Genomic DNA, 14920 nt, shown 5'->3' with positions numbered 1-14920 from the left:
ACGGAGGGCCGACCGTGGCCGATTCGCGTTTCGTTTACGTCACCTACATCCGCACCACGCCGGAGAAGCTCTGGCAGGCTCTGATCGAGCCGGAGTTCACACGGAAATACTGGGTGGAAACGTGGCAGGACTGTACCTGGCAGAAGGGCGCGCCGTGGAAACTGATGGCACCGGACGGTCGCGCCATCGCCGGCGGGGAGGTCGTTGAGATCGACCCTCCGAAGCGATTGGTGCTGACTTGGCAGCACAATGACCACCCGGAACTTACGCCGGAAGGACATTCCAGGATGACGTACACCTTGGAACCGCAAGGCGAGACAGTCAAACTGACCGTGCTTCACGAAATGGACAAGCCTGAGTCGAAACTAATCGCGGGTGTTTCCACCGGATGGCCGAAGTTTCTGTCGAGTTTGAAAAGCATGCTGGAGACGGGAGAGTCGCTGGAGGCGACGCGCACGTGGTCGAAGGGAAAATGATCAGGAGGCGAGCCAGCGGCGGAGGTATTTCGCCGCTTGGACCTCGTACCACTCCTTGTCGTGCTCCCCGTGCTGGTGCTGGGCAGCGTGCTCAGATCGGGTGAGAGGGATGCAGCAGTAATCGCCCTTCTTGCCCGTGCCGCTGCCCAACCACGTTCGGCGGACGTGAGCAGCCTCGCAGCGGCCGACGCCATCCACCCACTCGGAGAAGCGACCTGAAACGCAGGATGGCTGGTGACTGATCCAGTGGCGGTACTGCTTGTCCGTGCCCTTCTGGCGGGCGAGTTGCTGAAGCTCTGCGAACGTTTCTGGTAGTGAAGCGGTCGGTTGGCGGTCTCGGGGTTTGCGCTTCCGATGCTTGGCGTAGACGGGCTGACCGGTCAGATTCACGCGGCCACGCCTTGGCTGACCTCGAACGCGGCTATGTCATCCTCGGACGCCCCACCCGCACGCATCGCGGCGACAGTGGCTGCAACCTTCTGGGCATGCGATGGTTCCACCGGCTGCGACCCCTTTGCGACTCGCGTCTGGTGCAGAAGTTCAGCGAGGCGCACAGTTTCCGCCGTCAGCGTCTTCACCTGTTGCCGGAGGGTGATGTTCTCCTGCAGCGTGACTGCGGCCTTCGCGTCGTCGTCGAACCCGCTCACCTCTTGACGCTGCTCGGCCTCGTACTCTCGCAGGAACTGCCAGTCCGAGGCGTCTCGAAGCTCGGCGTCCTTGCGGCTGATCGCGATGTAGGTCTCCTTCGACAATGGCGGCCTGCCCTTGCGTTTGATGATTCCGATGATGTCCGCCGGGGTTGGGAACTCCTGGCTCCGTTCCAGCCACAGGTCGAAGGCCCGGATGACCCGATCCGCCGGGTGTTTGGCAAGAGTCGAATGGAAGATGTGGTTTACCGCTTCGATCGAACCAGGATCACGGCCATAAATTTTTTGAACGGTGAAGCAACCCAGCAGCAGTAGGTCAAGTTTCGCACGATGCTCGGCGCTCGCGCTCAGTGCGGGCACGTTCTGTTGCTTCGAGAGCAAGCTGGAATTTAGACTTCGTGGCGTGTCCTGCGACGTGGCTACCGCCTGGAGGGTTGATGGACCATTCGGATTCCCAGAAGTGGCCGTTGAGCCAGGCCGATCCGTGCTTGGTGAACTGTGCCCCGTCTGGCTTGGCACTAATGTAGGCTGCGTATCGTCTTGCTCCGTCGAGGATAGTTTCATGGGTGACTCCTTTCGTTGTTACTCTTTCGTAGGCTCTTGCTGCGTCCTTCTTGCTGCCGTTGTTCTTCGGGTAGGTTGACCAGAAGGACTCAAATTCAGGAAGGTACGAGGAAGAATTGATTTTATTAGTTGTATTAGTTTCTTTCTTTATTATAGGTGCGTCGCCGGTGCGCGGTCTGGGCGTTGGCGGTGTGTCGTTCAGTGCGTCGGCGGTGATCTGGGCCCCCTGATAGTCTTCGTAATTACAGATGGTTATGATGGTGCCCCGGTGCGTCGGCAGCACCTCGATCATTGCGTCGGCGTGGAGGTCGTTGATGAGTCGCCTCACGCGAGGCTCGGCGCAGCAAAACCCTTCTGCAAGGCCCCGAAGCGAGACGAATATTTGGCCACGCCGTAGCTCGACCCGGGTTCCGTTGGTGAACACGCGGGTATCCCGCCAGGCGGCATTTTGGTACAGGTAGTTCCAAATGCCGGCGTCCAGCAGGTCTCGGAACACGGGATGCTGCCAGACGCGGCGGAACGCAAGGACGTAGCCGTTGTCACTCATCGGCGGCCTCGCTCAGAACTGAAAAATCCCTCATGCCTTTCCCCTGTCTCTCCCCCGAATGGGGCGGGGGCGCTCAATCCGGGGAAGGATGAGACGAGCGTGTCAGTCGCACCCGTCGGTACAACTCAAGCCCCCACCTGCAATGCCTGACGGCACTTGCTGAAGCTGATCCTTACACGGCCTTTATTATTCTGCAAGTTGTATTTATGCCGCACTTATGGGCGGCGTCCCGGCACGATAATGTCCACCTTCCGCGCCTCGAGATCGTCGATCGACCTGGCTAAAATGTACAGGCCGCCCATCGCCTCGATGTGCTTCTGCCTCTCAATCTGGTCCAGCGACTGCTTGCCGTCCTCGTTCTTGCACTCGATTTCCAGCCACATACCTGAAGGCGTGCAAGCCAGAATATCTCCGCTGCCCTTACGGCCGACGCTGACGTGATGCGTCTTTGTGTGTCCGACCTTGTCCGTGTAGCTCTTGCTGAACCCACCCGTGTTGTTGCGGATTGGCTGCATCCCGTGCAGGTAGAGCCATCGGATGCAGGCGTTCACGACCAGTGACTCCTTCACGCACTGCCCTTTTCAAGCGCATTTACCCGCACATCGAGCTTCTGTGTTTCCTTCCGGTTGATCTCGTCCACGTTCCCGCACAAGCCGAAGTAGTGGTCGATGACTGCAAAGAAGGCGTCCTCTTTGCTCAATCCCTTCTTGAGGAACGCTTGGTACAGGACGCGGGAAGAGTTAGTCACCCTCTGCACCCTTCACAAGGCCGATCAGTTTTCTGAGTTGGTCGAATCGAGGATTGTTCCCCTTCCTCCACCGCCAGAGAGTTGTGGGGTGGACATCGACTGCCCGACAAATGGACTCGTCCGTTATGCCCTTTTCTTCGGCTTCGACCAGTAGTTGTTGCGCTGTGATGAGCATTGCACTTTTGCAAAATAAGTTGTTGCGCGAAGTTTCTTTCCCGTCTAGGTTTGCGTTATTGCAATTCGATTGTCAACAACTGAATGGATTCAGTATGCCCAACAAGATTCGCCCCGTTATCGAGCCAGGTATTTACTTCGATATGCCCGAGGACATTTACCACGCCGCCGAAGGGCTGTCGTGTAGCGGCATCAAACACCTGACGGTATCGAAGCTCAATTACTGGCACAAGAACCTGAACCCGGACCGCGAGCCGGAAGAAGATACCGGCGCGAGGCGGTTCGGAAAGGCCACGCACTGCTTCGCCCTCGAGCCCGAGCGGTTCGCCCGCCACTTCGCCATGAAGCTGTCGCCGGATGACTACCCCGGCGCACTCGTCACGGCGGACGACATGAAGGCGTTCCTCGAAGCCAACGGGCTACCGAAGTCGGCCAAGAAGAAGTCGGATCTCATCGACCGCATCGTGACCAGTGGGCTGCCCGCCGTCGTGTGGGACTTGGAACTGGAGCGGCACGCGAAAGAGCACGAGGGAAAGACATTCCTCGGCAAGGAGGAGTCGAAGAAGATAGCCGGGGCGGCTGCTGTAATGGCCGCCGATCCCCACGTTACAGCGGCCCTCAGCGGGGGCATGCCGGAAGTGTCGTTCTTCGTCCGCGACCCCGAGACGGGCGTGATGCTCAAGGCTCGGATGGACTACGTGCGTCCCCGCTCCACGATCGACATCAAGACATTCTCCAACTCACGCGGGAAGCCGGTCGAGAAGGCCGTTTTCGAGGCGATTTTCTACGAGGGCTACCATCTACAGTGTGTCTTCTACAACTTCGTGCGCGAGCTGGCACGGCAGCGCCTGGCCGCCGGGGAAATCCGCACCTACGGCGACGTGAGCGAGCAGTGGCTGAAGGAGTTCACGGAGACCGAAGAGCACGGGTTTGTGCTGGTCTTCATTGAGTCCGCCCCGCCGTTCGACCTCCGCATGGTGCTGATGAAGGAGGCCGAGGCCCCCGGCGCCGACCTGAACGTCTACTGGTCCTCGGCACACATGCGCATTTATGACATGAAACTGCTCTATGCCGAGTGCCTGACCAAGTACGGCGACGGCCCGTGGCGCGACCACTTATCGCCGCACCAACTCGAAGACACCGACCTGCCAATGCTGATGTTCAGCTAGAAACCCAACTGAAAGGACACAACCCATGAAAATACTGCAACTTACGGCCGAGAACGTCAAGAAACTCAAGGTGGTTGACATCACACCAGCGACCGATGTGGTCCAGATCACCGGGAAGAACGGGTCAGGGAAAACCTCGGTCCTCGACTCCATCTGGTGGGCACTCGGGGGCACGAAGGAGATTCAGGCCATGCCGATCCGCAAAGGTCAGGAGAGTGCCCGGATTAAGCTCGACCTGGGGGAGATCGTCGTCACCCGGAAATTCACCGACAAGGGATCCACACTCACCGTCGAAAACGCGGAAGGCGCACGGTTTCCCTCCCCTCAGAAGATGCTCGACGACTTGATCGGGGAACTCTCCTTCGACCCGCTGGCGTTCGCCACGATGGACTGCGGCCGCCAGTACACGGAGTTGAAGCGGATCGCGAAGATCGAGGTCGATCTGGACGCCCTCGACACCCAGAACAAGCTGGATTACGAAACCCGCACCCTCCGTAACCGCGAGGAGAAAGAGTATCGCACGCGGGCGGAGGGCTTCGAGTTCAAGTTCGAGGCGTTGGAACAGCCGATCGACGTTGATGCCCTTGTCACCGAACTGTCGAACGCCGCGCAGCGCAACGCGGACATTGACACGCGGGCGCAGCGCCGCCTCGACGCGGCAGAACTTATCCGCATCAAGGGCGAGGAAGTCGTCGCGCTCGAAGCCAAAATCGCCGTGTACCGGAAAGAAATGGCCGAGTTACAGGACAAGCTCGACACGGCCGAGCCTTTAGCGGAGAAGATCGTGGTCGACGACCTTCGCACCAAAATCGCCGACGCCCAGGCACGGAACGCCGAGTTTGCCGTGCGTGCCAAGAAGGCCAAGCTCCTCGAACAGGCGAAAACCGCCGAGGCCGCGAGCGATGCCCTGACAGCGAAGATGGCCGAGCGGACCAAGACCAAAGAAGACGCCATTGCGGCGGCGAAGATGCCGATCGATGGGTTGTCCTTGTCCGACGGGCAGGTGCTCCTGAACGGCATCCCGTTCGACCAGTCGTCCAGTGCCGAGCAACTCCGCACGAGCGTGGCTATCGCCATGGCGGCCAACCCGAAACTCAAGGTCATTCGCATCAAGGACGGCTCCTTGCTCGACGAGGACGGCCTCGCCATCATCGAAGGGCTGGCCAAGGGTAACGGCTACCAGGTCTGGATCGAGTCGGTGAACACGTCGGGGAAGATCGGCATTTACATGGAAGACGGGGCCGTCGCCCACGTCAACGAAGCGGCGTAGGGAGGCGGGCATGTCATTAACCATCACCCCAGCCAAACGCAAGGCCGTTCCGATGCTCATAAGCCTTTCCGGCGTATCGGGTTCAGGAAAGACCTACTCCGCACTCTTGCTGGCCGCCGGCCTAGCCGGGAAGGGTTCGGTCGGGTTCCTCGACACCGAAAACGGTCGCGGCAGCATGTACGCCGACAGCCCCGGCATCATGGCTGCGCTACCGGATGGGTACGAGATCGCTGAGATCAAGGAGCCGTTCGCTCCGTCCCGCTATTCCGACGCGATAGAAGCGTTCGAGAAACACGGGTGCAAGGTGCTGGTGATCGACAGCATGACCCACGAGTGGGAGGGCCACGGCGGTTGTTCTGACATCGCCGAGAACAACAAGCTACGGGGCATGCCGAACTGGGCACGAGCGAAGATGGAGCACAAGCGGATGATGAACCACCTGCTGGCCTCGTCGATGCACCTGATCTTCTGTCTTCGGGCACGGGAGAAGACGCTGATCGTCAAGGACGCCCAAGGCAAGGAGCAGTTCGTGCCCAAGGGCCTGCAGCCTGTTCAGGAAAAGAATTTCGCGTTCGAGATGACGCTCTCGCTCCTCCTGGAGGAGGGCACGCACCGTCCTGTCGTGACGAAATGTCCCGAACCGCTCCTGCCTCTGTTTGCTGGCGAGCAGCCACTGGTCACGAAGGATATGGGGCGGAAGCTGCGGGCGTGGTCGGAAGGCGGTGCGCCGGCCGAGGAGAACCCGGAAGTGCTCTTCAGGCAGGGCACCGAGTACGCCGCACTGGGCACCACCTCCTACACGGATTTCTGGGAGACGCTTACCGGGAAGCAGAAAAAGGTCCTCCTGCCGAAGCATGAGGAGAACAAGGCTCTTGCGCGGATGGCGGACGATCGGCAGAAGGCGGCTGAAGCACCGCCCGCCGAACTCAAATTCTAACAACGAAGGAAGGAACAAATATGGCAGGCAGCGTAAACAAAGTCATTTTAGTAGGCAACCTCGGGGCAGCGCCCGACGTGCGATCCACCCAGGATGGGAGAGAGATCGTCAACCTGAGCGTCGCCACCTCGGAGACCTGGAAGGAAAAAGGCACCGGGGAACGCAAGGAGCGGACCGAGTGGCATCGGGTCGTCATCTTCAACGAAAACCTCGGCAGGATCGCAAAGGAGTATCTGGCCAAAGGCTCGAAGGTGTACCTCGAAGGCCAACTCCAGACCCGCAAGTGGACCGACAAGGACGGGCAGGACAAATACTCGACCGAGGTTGTGCTTCAGAACTTCGGCGGCACCCTCGTCATGCTCTCCAAAGCGGAGCGGACTGAAGACACCGCCGAACAATACGATTCACCCGCGCCGAGGCAGCAAGCACCGGTCGCGGAACTACTAGACGATGAAATACCCTTCTAGATCAACAGCTTAGCGAAAGGAATCTGCATGAATAAAGGACACAACAGCAAGAAGGTGGGGGGCGTGGCGGTCGATCAACTCAAATCGATCATCGCGAGGGTCGAAAAACTCGAAGCAGAGAAGGCGGGCATTGCTGCCGACATCCGTGACGTGTTCGCGGAAGCTAAGGGCAATGGTTACTGCACGAAGGCCATCCGCACCATCTTGAAGATGCGAAAGCAGGACGCCAGTGAACGCGAAGAGCAGGAGAACATCCTCGACGTTTATCTGAACGCACTCGGCATGTTGCCCCTGTTCGAGGGCGAAGGTGAGGCAGCATGACCGAAGCATATCCGCTGCAATGGCCTCACGGCCGCCCCCGTGCTTCTAATCCTGAACGCTCCCGCTTCGGTTCGCGTTCCGTTGACGCCGCGACGAAAGAGTTGTTCTCTGAAATCCGCCGCCTCGGCGCTGGCACGCCAGTCCTCTCCACGAACATCAAGCTTCGCCTGGACGGGCTTCCCTACTCGAACCAGTCCCCGCCGGCTGACAAGGGCGTTGCGGTTTACTTCACGCACAAGAAGCAGTCGATGTGCTTCGCATGCGACCGCTGGGACCGGGTTCAGGACAACATTTACGCCATCGCCATGACCATCGGGGCACTTCGCGGCATCGAACGGTGGGGCAGCGGTTCGATGGTGGAGCAGGCGTTCACGGGCTTTGTGGCGCTGCCCGCACCGAAGAGCCCTTACGAGATTCTCGGCGTTCAACGCGGGGCGTCGGCAGACGAGATCGACACCGCTTATCGCCAGAAGGCCAAGTCCGCCCACCCGGACAAGGGTGGTGCGCCCGGAGCGATGGAAGAATTGAACCGTGCCAGGGCAACACTGAAAGCAACAGCCGCATGACCTCGGGGCGGCTGATCTTCTGCTGCGGCTGTAGCGAGAAAGTAACCGCTCGGTTGACCGACGGTCGGGAGGTATACCCGCACCGGAAAGACCTCGGTTCCCTCCCGTTCTGGAAGTGCGACGGCTGCGGCAACTACGTCGGCTGTCACCACAAGACGAAGGATCGAACGAACCCGCTCGGTAACATCCCCACCCCGGAGATGCGTAACGCCCGGCAGCACATCCACCGCATTCTTGATCCGCTGTGGCAATCAAAGCGGTTCCGCAGGAAAGACCTCTACGCGAAGCTCTCCGACCACTTGGGCTTCGGTTACCACACCGCGCAGCTTCGGACACTGGACGAAGCCCGGAAGGCTTACGCATTCATCAAGGAGTTAGCGGCATGACGATCGTATTTGAAGCAGGCAACCGCCGCGCCGAGGTCCACGGCAACTGCGTGCAGTACTTCCGCCGTTCCGGAAAGAAGAAGCGGGGGCTCGTCGGAGTGTGGTTCTGCGAGTGCGAGACCGAGAAGCAAGCCAGGCAGTTGGCACAACGCTGGGCGTTCAAGGGCAGGCTGGGCAAGGCCGTTCTGCACTGAATTCTGGTCAACTTGAGCCAATGCACAAAGGCCATCGCTTCGGAAAACTCTGCCCGATCATAATTTACGTCGCTTGGGCGGCACAGCAGGTGCAGCACCGCAAGTCGGCCCTCATTCGCCGTTCTGCTGGAGCAGGGAATTTCAGTTCGATGACAGGCGGTAACAATGGTCACCAAACGACTTAAGGTACTGTGCGTCGACGATAACCACGACATCGCCGATTCTGAGGCCATGCTTCTCGACGTGTACGGGATCGACGCACGCGCATGTTATGACGGACCGCACGCGATACTCGCGGGACGGGAGTTCCACCCGGACGCTTACCTCGTCGATCTGAACATGCCCGGCATGGATGGGTGTGAAGTTGCTCGTGAGCTACGCGCCGAACACGACGGGCCTCCGCCGCTGCTCGTGGCGATCACCGCGAAGAGCGCGGCGGAAGATTATCGGCGGACGCAGGCTGCAGGATTCGACGCCCATCTGGTGAAGCCGGTCGAGCCGAACCGATTGCTGAAGATGCTCGCGGAGCTTCGGCGGAACCCCACGTAATGCTCACCGCCTCGGCCTCGCCGTCGGCCCATTCCCGGCGCCCTCAAGCCACCGCGTCGGGCATTGCTTCACGCCGTTCACAACCGGCAGTTCGGGCTGAGGCTCGGGTTCCGATGTCGCCGCTCTCTTCTGGAAGCCCCCGGCCCGCGAGTTAGTGGGTATCTTGTGGTAAGCGCGGACGGCGTAGATCGTCTGATTACCAACGCCGAATACGTCGCCGATCTGACCGTCGGTGCATCCCCTGGCCGCCATCTCGGCGATTATCCCCACCCTGTCGGCCCATTTGTCGTACTTGCTCACACCCGCCACCGGTCGCTGTGTACGACCTGCTCGAAGCCGTTTGCGACCAGGACAGCGTTCGTCGCCCGCATGATAACGTCTAGTCCGGCGGGTTGCCCGTCGAGGCTGTGGTGCCCGGCTTCACGTAGCACCAAGCGGGAACCGAGCCATTGCTGCGCTACGGTCAGCGGGTTCGGCTTGCCCTTCGGCATGACGTAGTTGTTGTTTTCAGTCGGATGGGCCGCTTCGACGCGGGCGGCCGGCTTACTGGATTTGAGATGGATGACGATGGACCGGTTCATTCGATACTCCGTTGCTTTACTCTTTCACGATACTGGCGTCGCTCCTCGTACCGCTTGCCACTCCCAGCTTCCGCTCGCCATGCGGGCAGGCCATTGTCGAGGATGTTCTGAGCCTGTTCGCGAACATAATCAGGGTCGTAACCAGCCGTCTCGCACCAGGATTCAAAGTCTCTGCGTTCTCGGGGATTGAAGAACCAGCGATGTGCGTCATCTTTTAGCTTCTGCTTTGCAGTTGATTTGCCGCTCTCAAAACTACCTCTCCCACCGAGATCCTGCAACATGGTCAGTATCTTCGCCTTGGCTAGGTTCTCCTCGTTGCAGGCCACCGATTGGCGATTCACAAATGACTCTGGAGTACCGTATCCGTAAACGGTCGGTTGCGTGTAATTCGTTCCGGCTGCCGACTTCGGCGGGCACACCGACACCCCGCGCTCGCGGATGAATGCAGCTACCATTTCTTCCTCGCTGCGTCGCTCGCCACTCCGGACGGCGACGCGAGTGCTTCCCCCGGTGAAGCCTTGCCCGCCCTTCGTTCGCAGGAGGCGATGAAGACGTCCAGCTCCTCCGGGTTTTCGTCGTAGTCGCTGGCGATCAAGGCGCGGCTGCGACCTGCGTCGAGCATTTGCTTGATTCCCGGCCAGTCGCTGTCGGTGAGATGGCTCTTACGGCGTTGCTTGGTAACGGTGATCCGGAGATCGTCCTCGGTGAAGGCTGGTGCTTCCGGTTCCGATTTATCAGGCGATCTTCCCGTGTCAGCTTTCTTGCGGGCTTGCATCGCTCTCATGCGCTCCGCTGCGGCGGCCCGGTTCTCCGGTATAGTGGACCCCGAAACTGAGACCGCCAGGTAAGCTACTCTGGCGGCCCTCGGAGGTGGTCCTGATGACGGCGAAGCGGAAGACCCACACGGCGGCGTTCAAAGCCCAGGTCGCTCTGGCCGCGGTGAAGGGCGACAAGACGGTCAACGAGTTGGCCGCCCACTTCGGCGTCCACCCGACCCTCATCCACGGGTGGAAGAAGCAACTCCTGGCCGGGGCCGAGGCCGTGTTCGCCGCCGGAGCGAAGGCGGTCGCCCCCGGCGACGACCAGACACCCGCGCTGTACGAGCAGATCGGCCGGCTCAAGGTCGAGCTCGACTGGGTGAAAAAAAAAGCTGCGACGTTCGGTTGACGACCTGCGGCCGCTGATCGACCCCGGGCACGCCGACCTGAGCGTCCGTCGGCAGTGCCAACTGGTCGGGCTCGGCCGGGCCACGTACTACCGGGGGCCGGCCGAGGAGTCGGCCGACAACCTGGCCCTCATGCGGCGGATCGACGAGCAGTACACGGCCTGCCCGTTCTACGGCAGCCGGCGGATCGCCCGGTGGCTGGCCCGCAACGGCCACCCGGCGAACCGCAAGCGGGTCCAGCGGTTGCTCCGGGTCATGGGCCTGGAAGCCATCCACCCGAAGCCGAAGCTGTCGGCCGGGCGGGGCCACCCGGTGTACCCGTACCTCCTCCGCGGCGTGCCGATCGACCGCGTCGGGCAGGTGTGGAGTGCCGACATTACATACCTGCCGCTGCCCGGCGGGTTCATGTACTTGGCCGCCACCATCGACTGGTACAGCCGGTACGTGGTGGCCTGGCGGTTGTCGAACACGCTCGACGGGGCGTTCTGCCGGGACATGCTGGACGAGGCGTTGGCGGCCGGCACCCCGGAGGTGTTCAACACCGATCAAGGGGTGCAGTTCACGGCCGGGGCGTGGGTCGAGCGGGTGGAGGCGGCCGGGGCGCGGGTGAGCATGGACGGCCGGGGGCGGTGCCTGGACAACGTGTTCGTCGAGCGGCTGTGGCGGACGGTGAAGTACGAGGACGTGTTCCTGCGGGGATACGAGACGGTGACCGAGTTGGAGCGGGGGTTGAAGGCGTACTTCACCTTCTACAACGAGGCCCGCTTGCACCAGTCACTGGGGTACAAGACCCCGGCCGAGGTGTACCGGGCCGGACGGTCAAAAGAGCCGGCGAAGGAGTAGCTTAAATTCGTCGGTTTTTGGTCTCGCAAATGGGGTCCACTATACCCAGAGCGTTACGGCGATTGGTTTCGATGGGAAACTCCGCATTTGCTTCACTAGCCTTCTGAATTTGGAAATCTATCGGCAGGCCGGTGCGAGCTTGCAGCCACTCGGAAATGGAGGTGCAGGCTAAGTTCCAGAAGGGGCTAGGCTGTGTCTGAAAAGCTACGGTGTCAGGTACCACAGGGCGAAGGCGAGTTGGATCATGGCCCGGAAGTTGACGGCCAACTTCTCGTACCGGGTGGCCACCCGCCGCCGCTCCTTCAACCACCCGTTCAGCCGCTCGATGACGTTCCGCCGCTTGTACTTGCCCGTGTCGAACGCCGGCGGTGCGGGCAATCGGGCCAACTCGTCCTTGCGGCGGGCGATCACGTCCTCGATGCCAGCGGCGAGCAACGTCGCCCGCACCCGGTTGGCCGAGTACCCCTTGTCCCCGGCCAGGGCCTTCGGCGGCCCGAGGCCCTTCGGGACGGCCGCCAGGGCGGCGGCCAGGTGCACGACCTCTGGCTCCTGGCCGCCGGTCAGCACCGCGGCCAGCGGGTTACCGGCCCGGTCGCACACCAAGTGCACCTTGGTCCCCCACCCGCCTCGGCTGCGGCCCAGGGCGTGATCGGCCGGCTCGCCGGCCACCGCCTTTTTTTTTCGCCCCGGCGGCCGGCCGGGCGGCCCGCACCACCGTTCCGTCGACGTTCCATTGCCCGTGGTCCAGGTCGGCGTGCCGCTGCAGGTGCTCGACCACCCGGTCCCAGATGCCGTCCTGGCGGTACGCGTTGAATCGGTGGTACGCCGTCTGCCACGGCCCGTGCCGGTCGGGCAAGTCCCGCCACGGGGCCCCGGTGTGCAGCACCCAGAGCATGGCGTCGATCAGTCGCCGCGGGTCGGACGGCGGCCGCCCGCCGGGCTTGGCCGGCGGCAGGAGCGGGCCGAGGGCGGCCCACTGGGCATCGGTCAGGGCGTAGCGCGGCGTCTGCATGGCGGTCGTCCGGTGGGAGGGCCACGCATTCTACGCCCCACCAACCGCTTTTCAGACACAGCCTAGGCTTTGATGGGTTCCACAGCGGGAAAATGCGGTCAAACTCTTCATCAGGCAGCATCACGCGAATATCAACATCGCGGTAGTCTTTGGTGCAAAGCGACGAGCCAACCAGGAATATCCCATAACTAATATCGAATGCTTGCCACACAATCCCGCACGCGGCGTTGAGATTGTAGAAGTTCTTTTGCCCCAAGTAATGCGGGCGATTGTGTATCTTCGAATCCGGTCTACTCATTTCGCCTCCTGCTTCTTCTTCCGCCACGTCTCGAACTCCTGCCGAATCAGCCGCTCCATCTGCGGGGTAATACGACTACGCCCTGAAGCCCAGCTACGCACGGTGCGCGGATTCACCTTCAGGCAACGCGCAAGGCGTGATTGCCAACCGGGGAACGGGGAACCGAGGGAGCGGAGTTCGGAAGGGGTCATGCTGCCATCACAGGGAACTCGTTCCACTCCCGGCCGTCGAGCACCCGCCCTGCGATTTTCTTGCCTGTTTTGGTCATCCACGCACGGAACGGGGCGGACTCGTCCCCAATGAATGTCGCCTCAAACTTGCCCGGACCGAAGTATCCGCCCTGCCACCATCCCCACTCACCCCATTGCTTGAAGAGGAAGGGCACGCCAGCAACCGCACATTGATCTCGCAGGTCTCGCGCCCAATGAGGACTCATGGGACGGGCGTCCTTGCCGGACTCGCCGCCGACGATCACCCAGTCGATCGTCTTCTCGAATTCGTAGTAGTTGCCGTCAACCTGACGAGTGAGGGCGCTGGCGTGGAAGCCGTCAGTGTTTTCGATTCGGTTCAGGTCCACCGGCCCCAGCAAGGGCTCCATGCTCAGAAACCGTACATTCGCCTCGGTCTTGAGCAATTTCGGGATGTCACGGTCGGCTTCTCGCTGGTTCACCACCGAAATACCGAGCCAGACGTTCTTCGGCGTGCCTTTCAAGGGAAGCATGTGGTCGGCATTGCCTATGCGTTTAGTTAACAGCAGCCAGTCAAGATGCGGTGTGTCGAGGATCAGCCTCCAGAGCCGCTCGCGCCACTCATACGAGACTGCGTTGTCGAACACGTCTGCTAATGAGGCGCAGAACACCCGCTTCCGCTGGCCAGTCTTCTCCGCTTCGCGGTTCCACTTGAGCGGTTGCTGCCAGTTGGCCTCGCTCGTGAGCTTGCGAGGTTTCCCCGCTCCCCATTCCACTGCCCCGTAGCGCCTGGCCCAAGTTTCAGCGTAGCAGTGATCGCAAGCTGGTGACACACGGGTGCAGCCGATCCAAGGATTAAAGGTGTGGTGCGTCCACTCGATCTTGCTGTTCTCCACCATTACTGTCCCATGCTTCGTTCCGCCAGACTTCATTGCCCTCGCGTGATTCGCACCCTAGGGCATCGCGCCCCATAGCTCAACAACTTTATTCGCAGACGCATCACATAAATCTCTTGCGCGAATCTCAAATCCATGCGCTCGCTGCTGGGTTTCGACTTGGTGGCTTTGGGGATGTTCCTCAACTCCGCCAGTCCTACCCGTTCGGATGCAGTCATGCAGACGATTCGAGGTTTGTTGGTCGCAGGGAACGAAAAGCTTTCACAGCAAGCGTTCCACTTCGATCTTCCTGCTGGCCTGACCTGTCCTGGTAAATCTGGACTGTGCATGAGCCGATGTTACGCACGCAAGGGTCGGTTTGCCTTCCCACAAGTGCAAGAGCGCCTCAACTGGTGCTACGAGCAGAGCAAGCGGGACGACTTCGCTGACCGCCTGGTCGATGAGTTGTACCGCAAAGGTGTGTTGCTGATGCGCTGGCACTGTGCTGGGGACATTTACTGCCCTGCCTACGCCCGCAAGATGCTGGATGTGATGGTTCGGTCGCCGCACACGTCGTTCTGGTGTTACACCCGGAGCTGGCGCGTTCCGACGATCAGTCTCATCCTGAAGGAACTCAGTCTCGTGCCGAACATGAAGCTGTGGCTCTCCGCCGACGCCGAAACGGGATACCCCGATGAAGTGCCGGAGAACGCGAGGGTGGCATGGATGCAAACGAGCGTGGATGAGGATGTGGGAGACTCCGATCTGGTCTTCCTCGATCATCCGCTTCGCAAGCTGACTCTGCCGCTGCACGTGCTAGAAAAGGCCTGCCCGACCGAAACCCCGGAAGGGAAGAAGAAGGGCACGACCTGCGCCACATGCCGCTATTGTTGGACTGAATGAACTTGCCCCCGGCTTCCCGCAAGGGAAAACCGGGGGTTTC

25 protein-coding genes are annotated in these 14920 nt (G+C 60.9%); 12 read left to right on the top strand and 13 right to left on the bottom strand.

The window, feature by feature from the left end:
• Positions 1–14: 14 nt before the first annotated feature.
• Complete coding sequence (locus tag PX52LOC_RS08200; RefSeq protein ID WP_149109634.1) at positions 15–476, top strand: SRPBCC family protein; 462 nt, start codon at positions 15–17, stop codon at positions 474–476.
• On the opposite strand, the gene PX52LOC_RS08195 is transcribed toward PX52LOC_RS08200, so the two are convergent.
• From PX52LOC_RS08195 to PX52LOC_RS43800, 6 genes are all read right to left on the bottom strand, one after another.
• On the bottom strand, positions 477–866 hold the full coding sequence (locus PX52LOC_RS08195; RefSeq protein WP_149109633.1) for a hypothetical protein: 390 nt from the start codon (positions 864–866) through the stop codon (positions 477–479). It lies immediately after the preceding gene.
• Complete coding sequence (locus PX52LOC_RS08190) at positions 863–1483, bottom strand: hypothetical protein (RefSeq protein WP_149109632.1); 621 nt, start codon at positions 1481–1483, stop codon at positions 863–865. Before PX52LOC_RS08190 ends, PX52LOC_RS08195 begins: the two co-directional genes overlap by 4 nt.
• Positions 1440–2234, bottom strand: coding sequence for a hypothetical protein (locus tag PX52LOC_RS08185; protein WP_149109631.1), 795 nt, complete (start codon positions 2232–2234; stop codon positions 1440–1442). Before PX52LOC_RS08185 ends, PX52LOC_RS08190 begins: the two co-directional genes overlap by 44 nt.
• Positions 2235–2449: 215 nt before the next feature.
• Positions 2450–2785, bottom strand: a complete 336-nt coding sequence (locus tag PX52LOC_RS08180) for a hypothetical protein (protein WP_149109630.1) — start codon at positions 2783–2785, stop codon at positions 2450–2452.
• 14 nt (positions 2786–2799) lie between these two features.
• On the bottom strand, positions 2800–2982 hold the full coding sequence (locus PX52LOC_RS08175) for a hypothetical protein (protein ID WP_149109629.1): 183 nt from the start codon (positions 2980–2982) through the stop codon (positions 2800–2802).
• Positions 2975–3157 carry a helix-turn-helix domain-containing protein gene (locus tag PX52LOC_RS43800; RefSeq protein ID WP_390636895.1) on the bottom strand — a complete coding sequence of 61 codons (183 nt, stop codon included), beginning with the start codon at positions 3155–3157 and terminating at the stop codon, positions 2975–2977. The genes PX52LOC_RS08175 and PX52LOC_RS43800 overlap by 8 nt, the downstream gene beginning before the upstream one ends.
• 94 nt (positions 3158–3251) lie before the next feature.
• On the opposite strand from PX52LOC_RS43800, the gene PX52LOC_RS08170 reads away from it, so the two are divergent.
• The 9 genes from PX52LOC_RS08170 to PX52LOC_RS08130 all read left to right on the top strand — a co-directional run bounded on the left by PX52LOC_RS08170 (position 3252) and on the right by PX52LOC_RS08130 (position 9015).
• Positions 3252–4325: an exonuclease family protein gene (locus PX52LOC_RS08170; protein ID WP_246173676.1), complete on the top strand. Its 1074-nt coding sequence runs from the start codon at positions 3252–3254 to the stop codon at positions 4323–4325.
• Between the two features lie 25 nt (positions 4326–4350).
• Positions 4351–5595 (top strand): AAA family ATPase, encoded by a 1245-nt coding sequence (locus PX52LOC_RS08165; protein WP_149109628.1) that lies wholly within the window; start codon positions 4351–4353, stop codon positions 5593–5595.
• Between the two features lie 10 nt (positions 5596–5605).
• A complete protein-coding gene (locus PX52LOC_RS08160; protein WP_149109627.1) occupies positions 5606–6532 on the top strand; it encodes an AAA family ATPase in 927 nt (308 codons plus the stop codon).
• Positions 6533–6552: 20 nt separating this feature from the next.
• Entirely contained in the window at positions 6553–6999 is a 447-nt protein-coding gene (gene ssb / locus PX52LOC_RS08155; RefSeq protein WP_149109626.1) for a single-stranded DNA-binding protein, read from the top strand.
• A 27-nt stretch (positions 7000–7026) separates the two neighbouring features.
• On the top strand, positions 7027–7320 hold the full coding sequence (locus PX52LOC_RS08150; RefSeq protein ID WP_149109625.1) for a DUF2312 domain-containing protein: 294 nt from the start codon (positions 7027–7029) through the stop codon (positions 7318–7320).
• A 101-nt stretch (positions 7321–7421) separates the two neighbouring features.
• Entirely contained in the window at positions 7422–7886 is a 465-nt protein-coding gene (locus tag PX52LOC_RS08145) for a J domain-containing protein (protein WP_246173675.1), read from the top strand.
• Positions 7883–8272 carry a zinc-finger-containing protein gene (locus PX52LOC_RS08140; protein WP_149109623.1) on the top strand — a complete coding sequence of 130 codons (390 nt, stop codon included), beginning with the start codon at positions 7883–7885 and terminating at the stop codon, positions 8270–8272. The genes PX52LOC_RS08145 and PX52LOC_RS08140 overlap by 4 nt, the downstream gene beginning before the upstream one ends.
• Positions 8269–8466, top strand: coding sequence for a hypothetical protein (locus tag PX52LOC_RS08135; protein WP_149109622.1), 198 nt, complete (start codon positions 8269–8271; stop codon positions 8464–8466). The genes PX52LOC_RS08140 and PX52LOC_RS08135 overlap by 4 nt, the downstream gene beginning before the upstream one ends.
• A gap of 165 nt (positions 8467–8631) precedes the next feature.
• Complete coding sequence (locus PX52LOC_RS08130) at positions 8632–9015, top strand: response regulator (RefSeq protein WP_149109621.1); 384 nt, start codon at positions 8632–8634, stop codon at positions 9013–9015.
• 3 nt (positions 9016–9018) lie between these two features.
• On the opposite strand, the gene PX52LOC_RS08125 is transcribed toward PX52LOC_RS08130, so the two are convergent.
• From PX52LOC_RS08125 to PX52LOC_RS08110, 4 genes are read right to left on the bottom strand one after another with little or no spacing between them, the layout of a single operon-like run.
• A complete protein-coding gene (locus PX52LOC_RS08125) occupies positions 9019–9315 on the bottom strand; it encodes a hypothetical protein (RefSeq protein ID WP_149109620.1) in 297 nt (98 codons plus the stop codon).
• Positions 9312–9596 carry a hypothetical protein gene (locus PX52LOC_RS08120; RefSeq protein WP_149109619.1) on the bottom strand — a complete coding sequence of 95 codons (285 nt, stop codon included), beginning with the start codon at positions 9594–9596 and terminating at the stop codon, positions 9312–9314. Before PX52LOC_RS08120 ends, PX52LOC_RS08125 begins: the two co-directional genes overlap by 4 nt.
• Positions 9593–10051: a hypothetical protein gene (locus PX52LOC_RS08115; protein WP_149109618.1), complete on the bottom strand. Its 459-nt coding sequence runs from the start codon at positions 10049–10051 to the stop codon at positions 9593–9595. The genes PX52LOC_RS08120 and PX52LOC_RS08115 overlap by 4 nt, the downstream gene beginning before the upstream one ends.
• Positions 10045–10371 (bottom strand): hypothetical protein, encoded by a 327-nt coding sequence (locus tag PX52LOC_RS08110; protein ID WP_149109617.1) that lies wholly within the window; start codon positions 10369–10371, stop codon positions 10045–10047. The genes PX52LOC_RS08115 and PX52LOC_RS08110 overlap by 7 nt, the downstream gene beginning before the upstream one ends.
• A gap of 101 nt (positions 10372–10472) precedes the next feature.
• Here PX52LOC_RS08110 and PX52LOC_RS08105 point away from each other — a divergent pair.
• Positions 10473–11604 (top strand): IS3 family transposase gene (locus PX52LOC_RS08105; RefSeq protein ID WP_390637529.1). Its coding sequence is split into 2 segments (ribosomal slippage): positions 10473–10754 and positions 10756–11604, totalling 1131 coding nucleotides; the frame shifts between segments, so codons are not numbered across the junction.
• Positions 11605–11808: 204 nt separating this feature from the next.
• Here PX52LOC_RS08105 and PX52LOC_RS43795 read toward each other — a convergent pair.
• From PX52LOC_RS43795 to PX52LOC_RS08090, 3 genes are all read right to left on the bottom strand, one after another.
• Positions 11809–12273: an IS5 family transposase gene (locus tag PX52LOC_RS43795; RefSeq protein ID WP_390635391.1), complete on the bottom strand. Its 465-nt coding sequence runs from the start codon at positions 12271–12273 to the stop codon at positions 11809–11811.
• Entirely contained in the window at positions 12185–12616 is a 432-nt protein-coding gene (locus PX52LOC_RS43790) for an IS5 family transposase (RefSeq protein WP_390635390.1), read from the bottom strand. Before PX52LOC_RS43790 ends, PX52LOC_RS43795 begins: the two co-directional genes overlap by 89 nt.
• A gap of 485 nt (positions 12617–13101) precedes the next feature.
• Positions 13102–14001, bottom strand: a complete 900-nt coding sequence (locus PX52LOC_RS08090; protein ID WP_149109615.1) for a phage Gp37/Gp68 family protein — start codon at positions 13999–14001, stop codon at positions 13102–13104.
• Between the two features lie 213 nt (positions 14002–14214).
• Between PX52LOC_RS08090 and PX52LOC_RS08085 the strand changes: the two genes are divergently transcribed.
• Positions 14215–14880: a GP88 family protein gene (locus PX52LOC_RS08085; RefSeq protein WP_149115442.1), complete on the top strand. Its 666-nt coding sequence runs from the start codon at positions 14215–14217 to the stop codon at positions 14878–14880.
• The last annotated feature ends 40 nt before the right edge of the window (positions 14881–14920 follow it).

The organism is Limnoglobus roseus (assembly GCF_008254045.1).
Lineage (GTDB): Bacteria > Planctomycetota > Planctomycetia > Gemmatales > Gemmataceae > Limnoglobus > Limnoglobus roseus.
The sequence above is the reverse complement of the archived record's forward strand: the minus strand, read 5'-3'. Positions and strand labels throughout refer to the sequence as shown.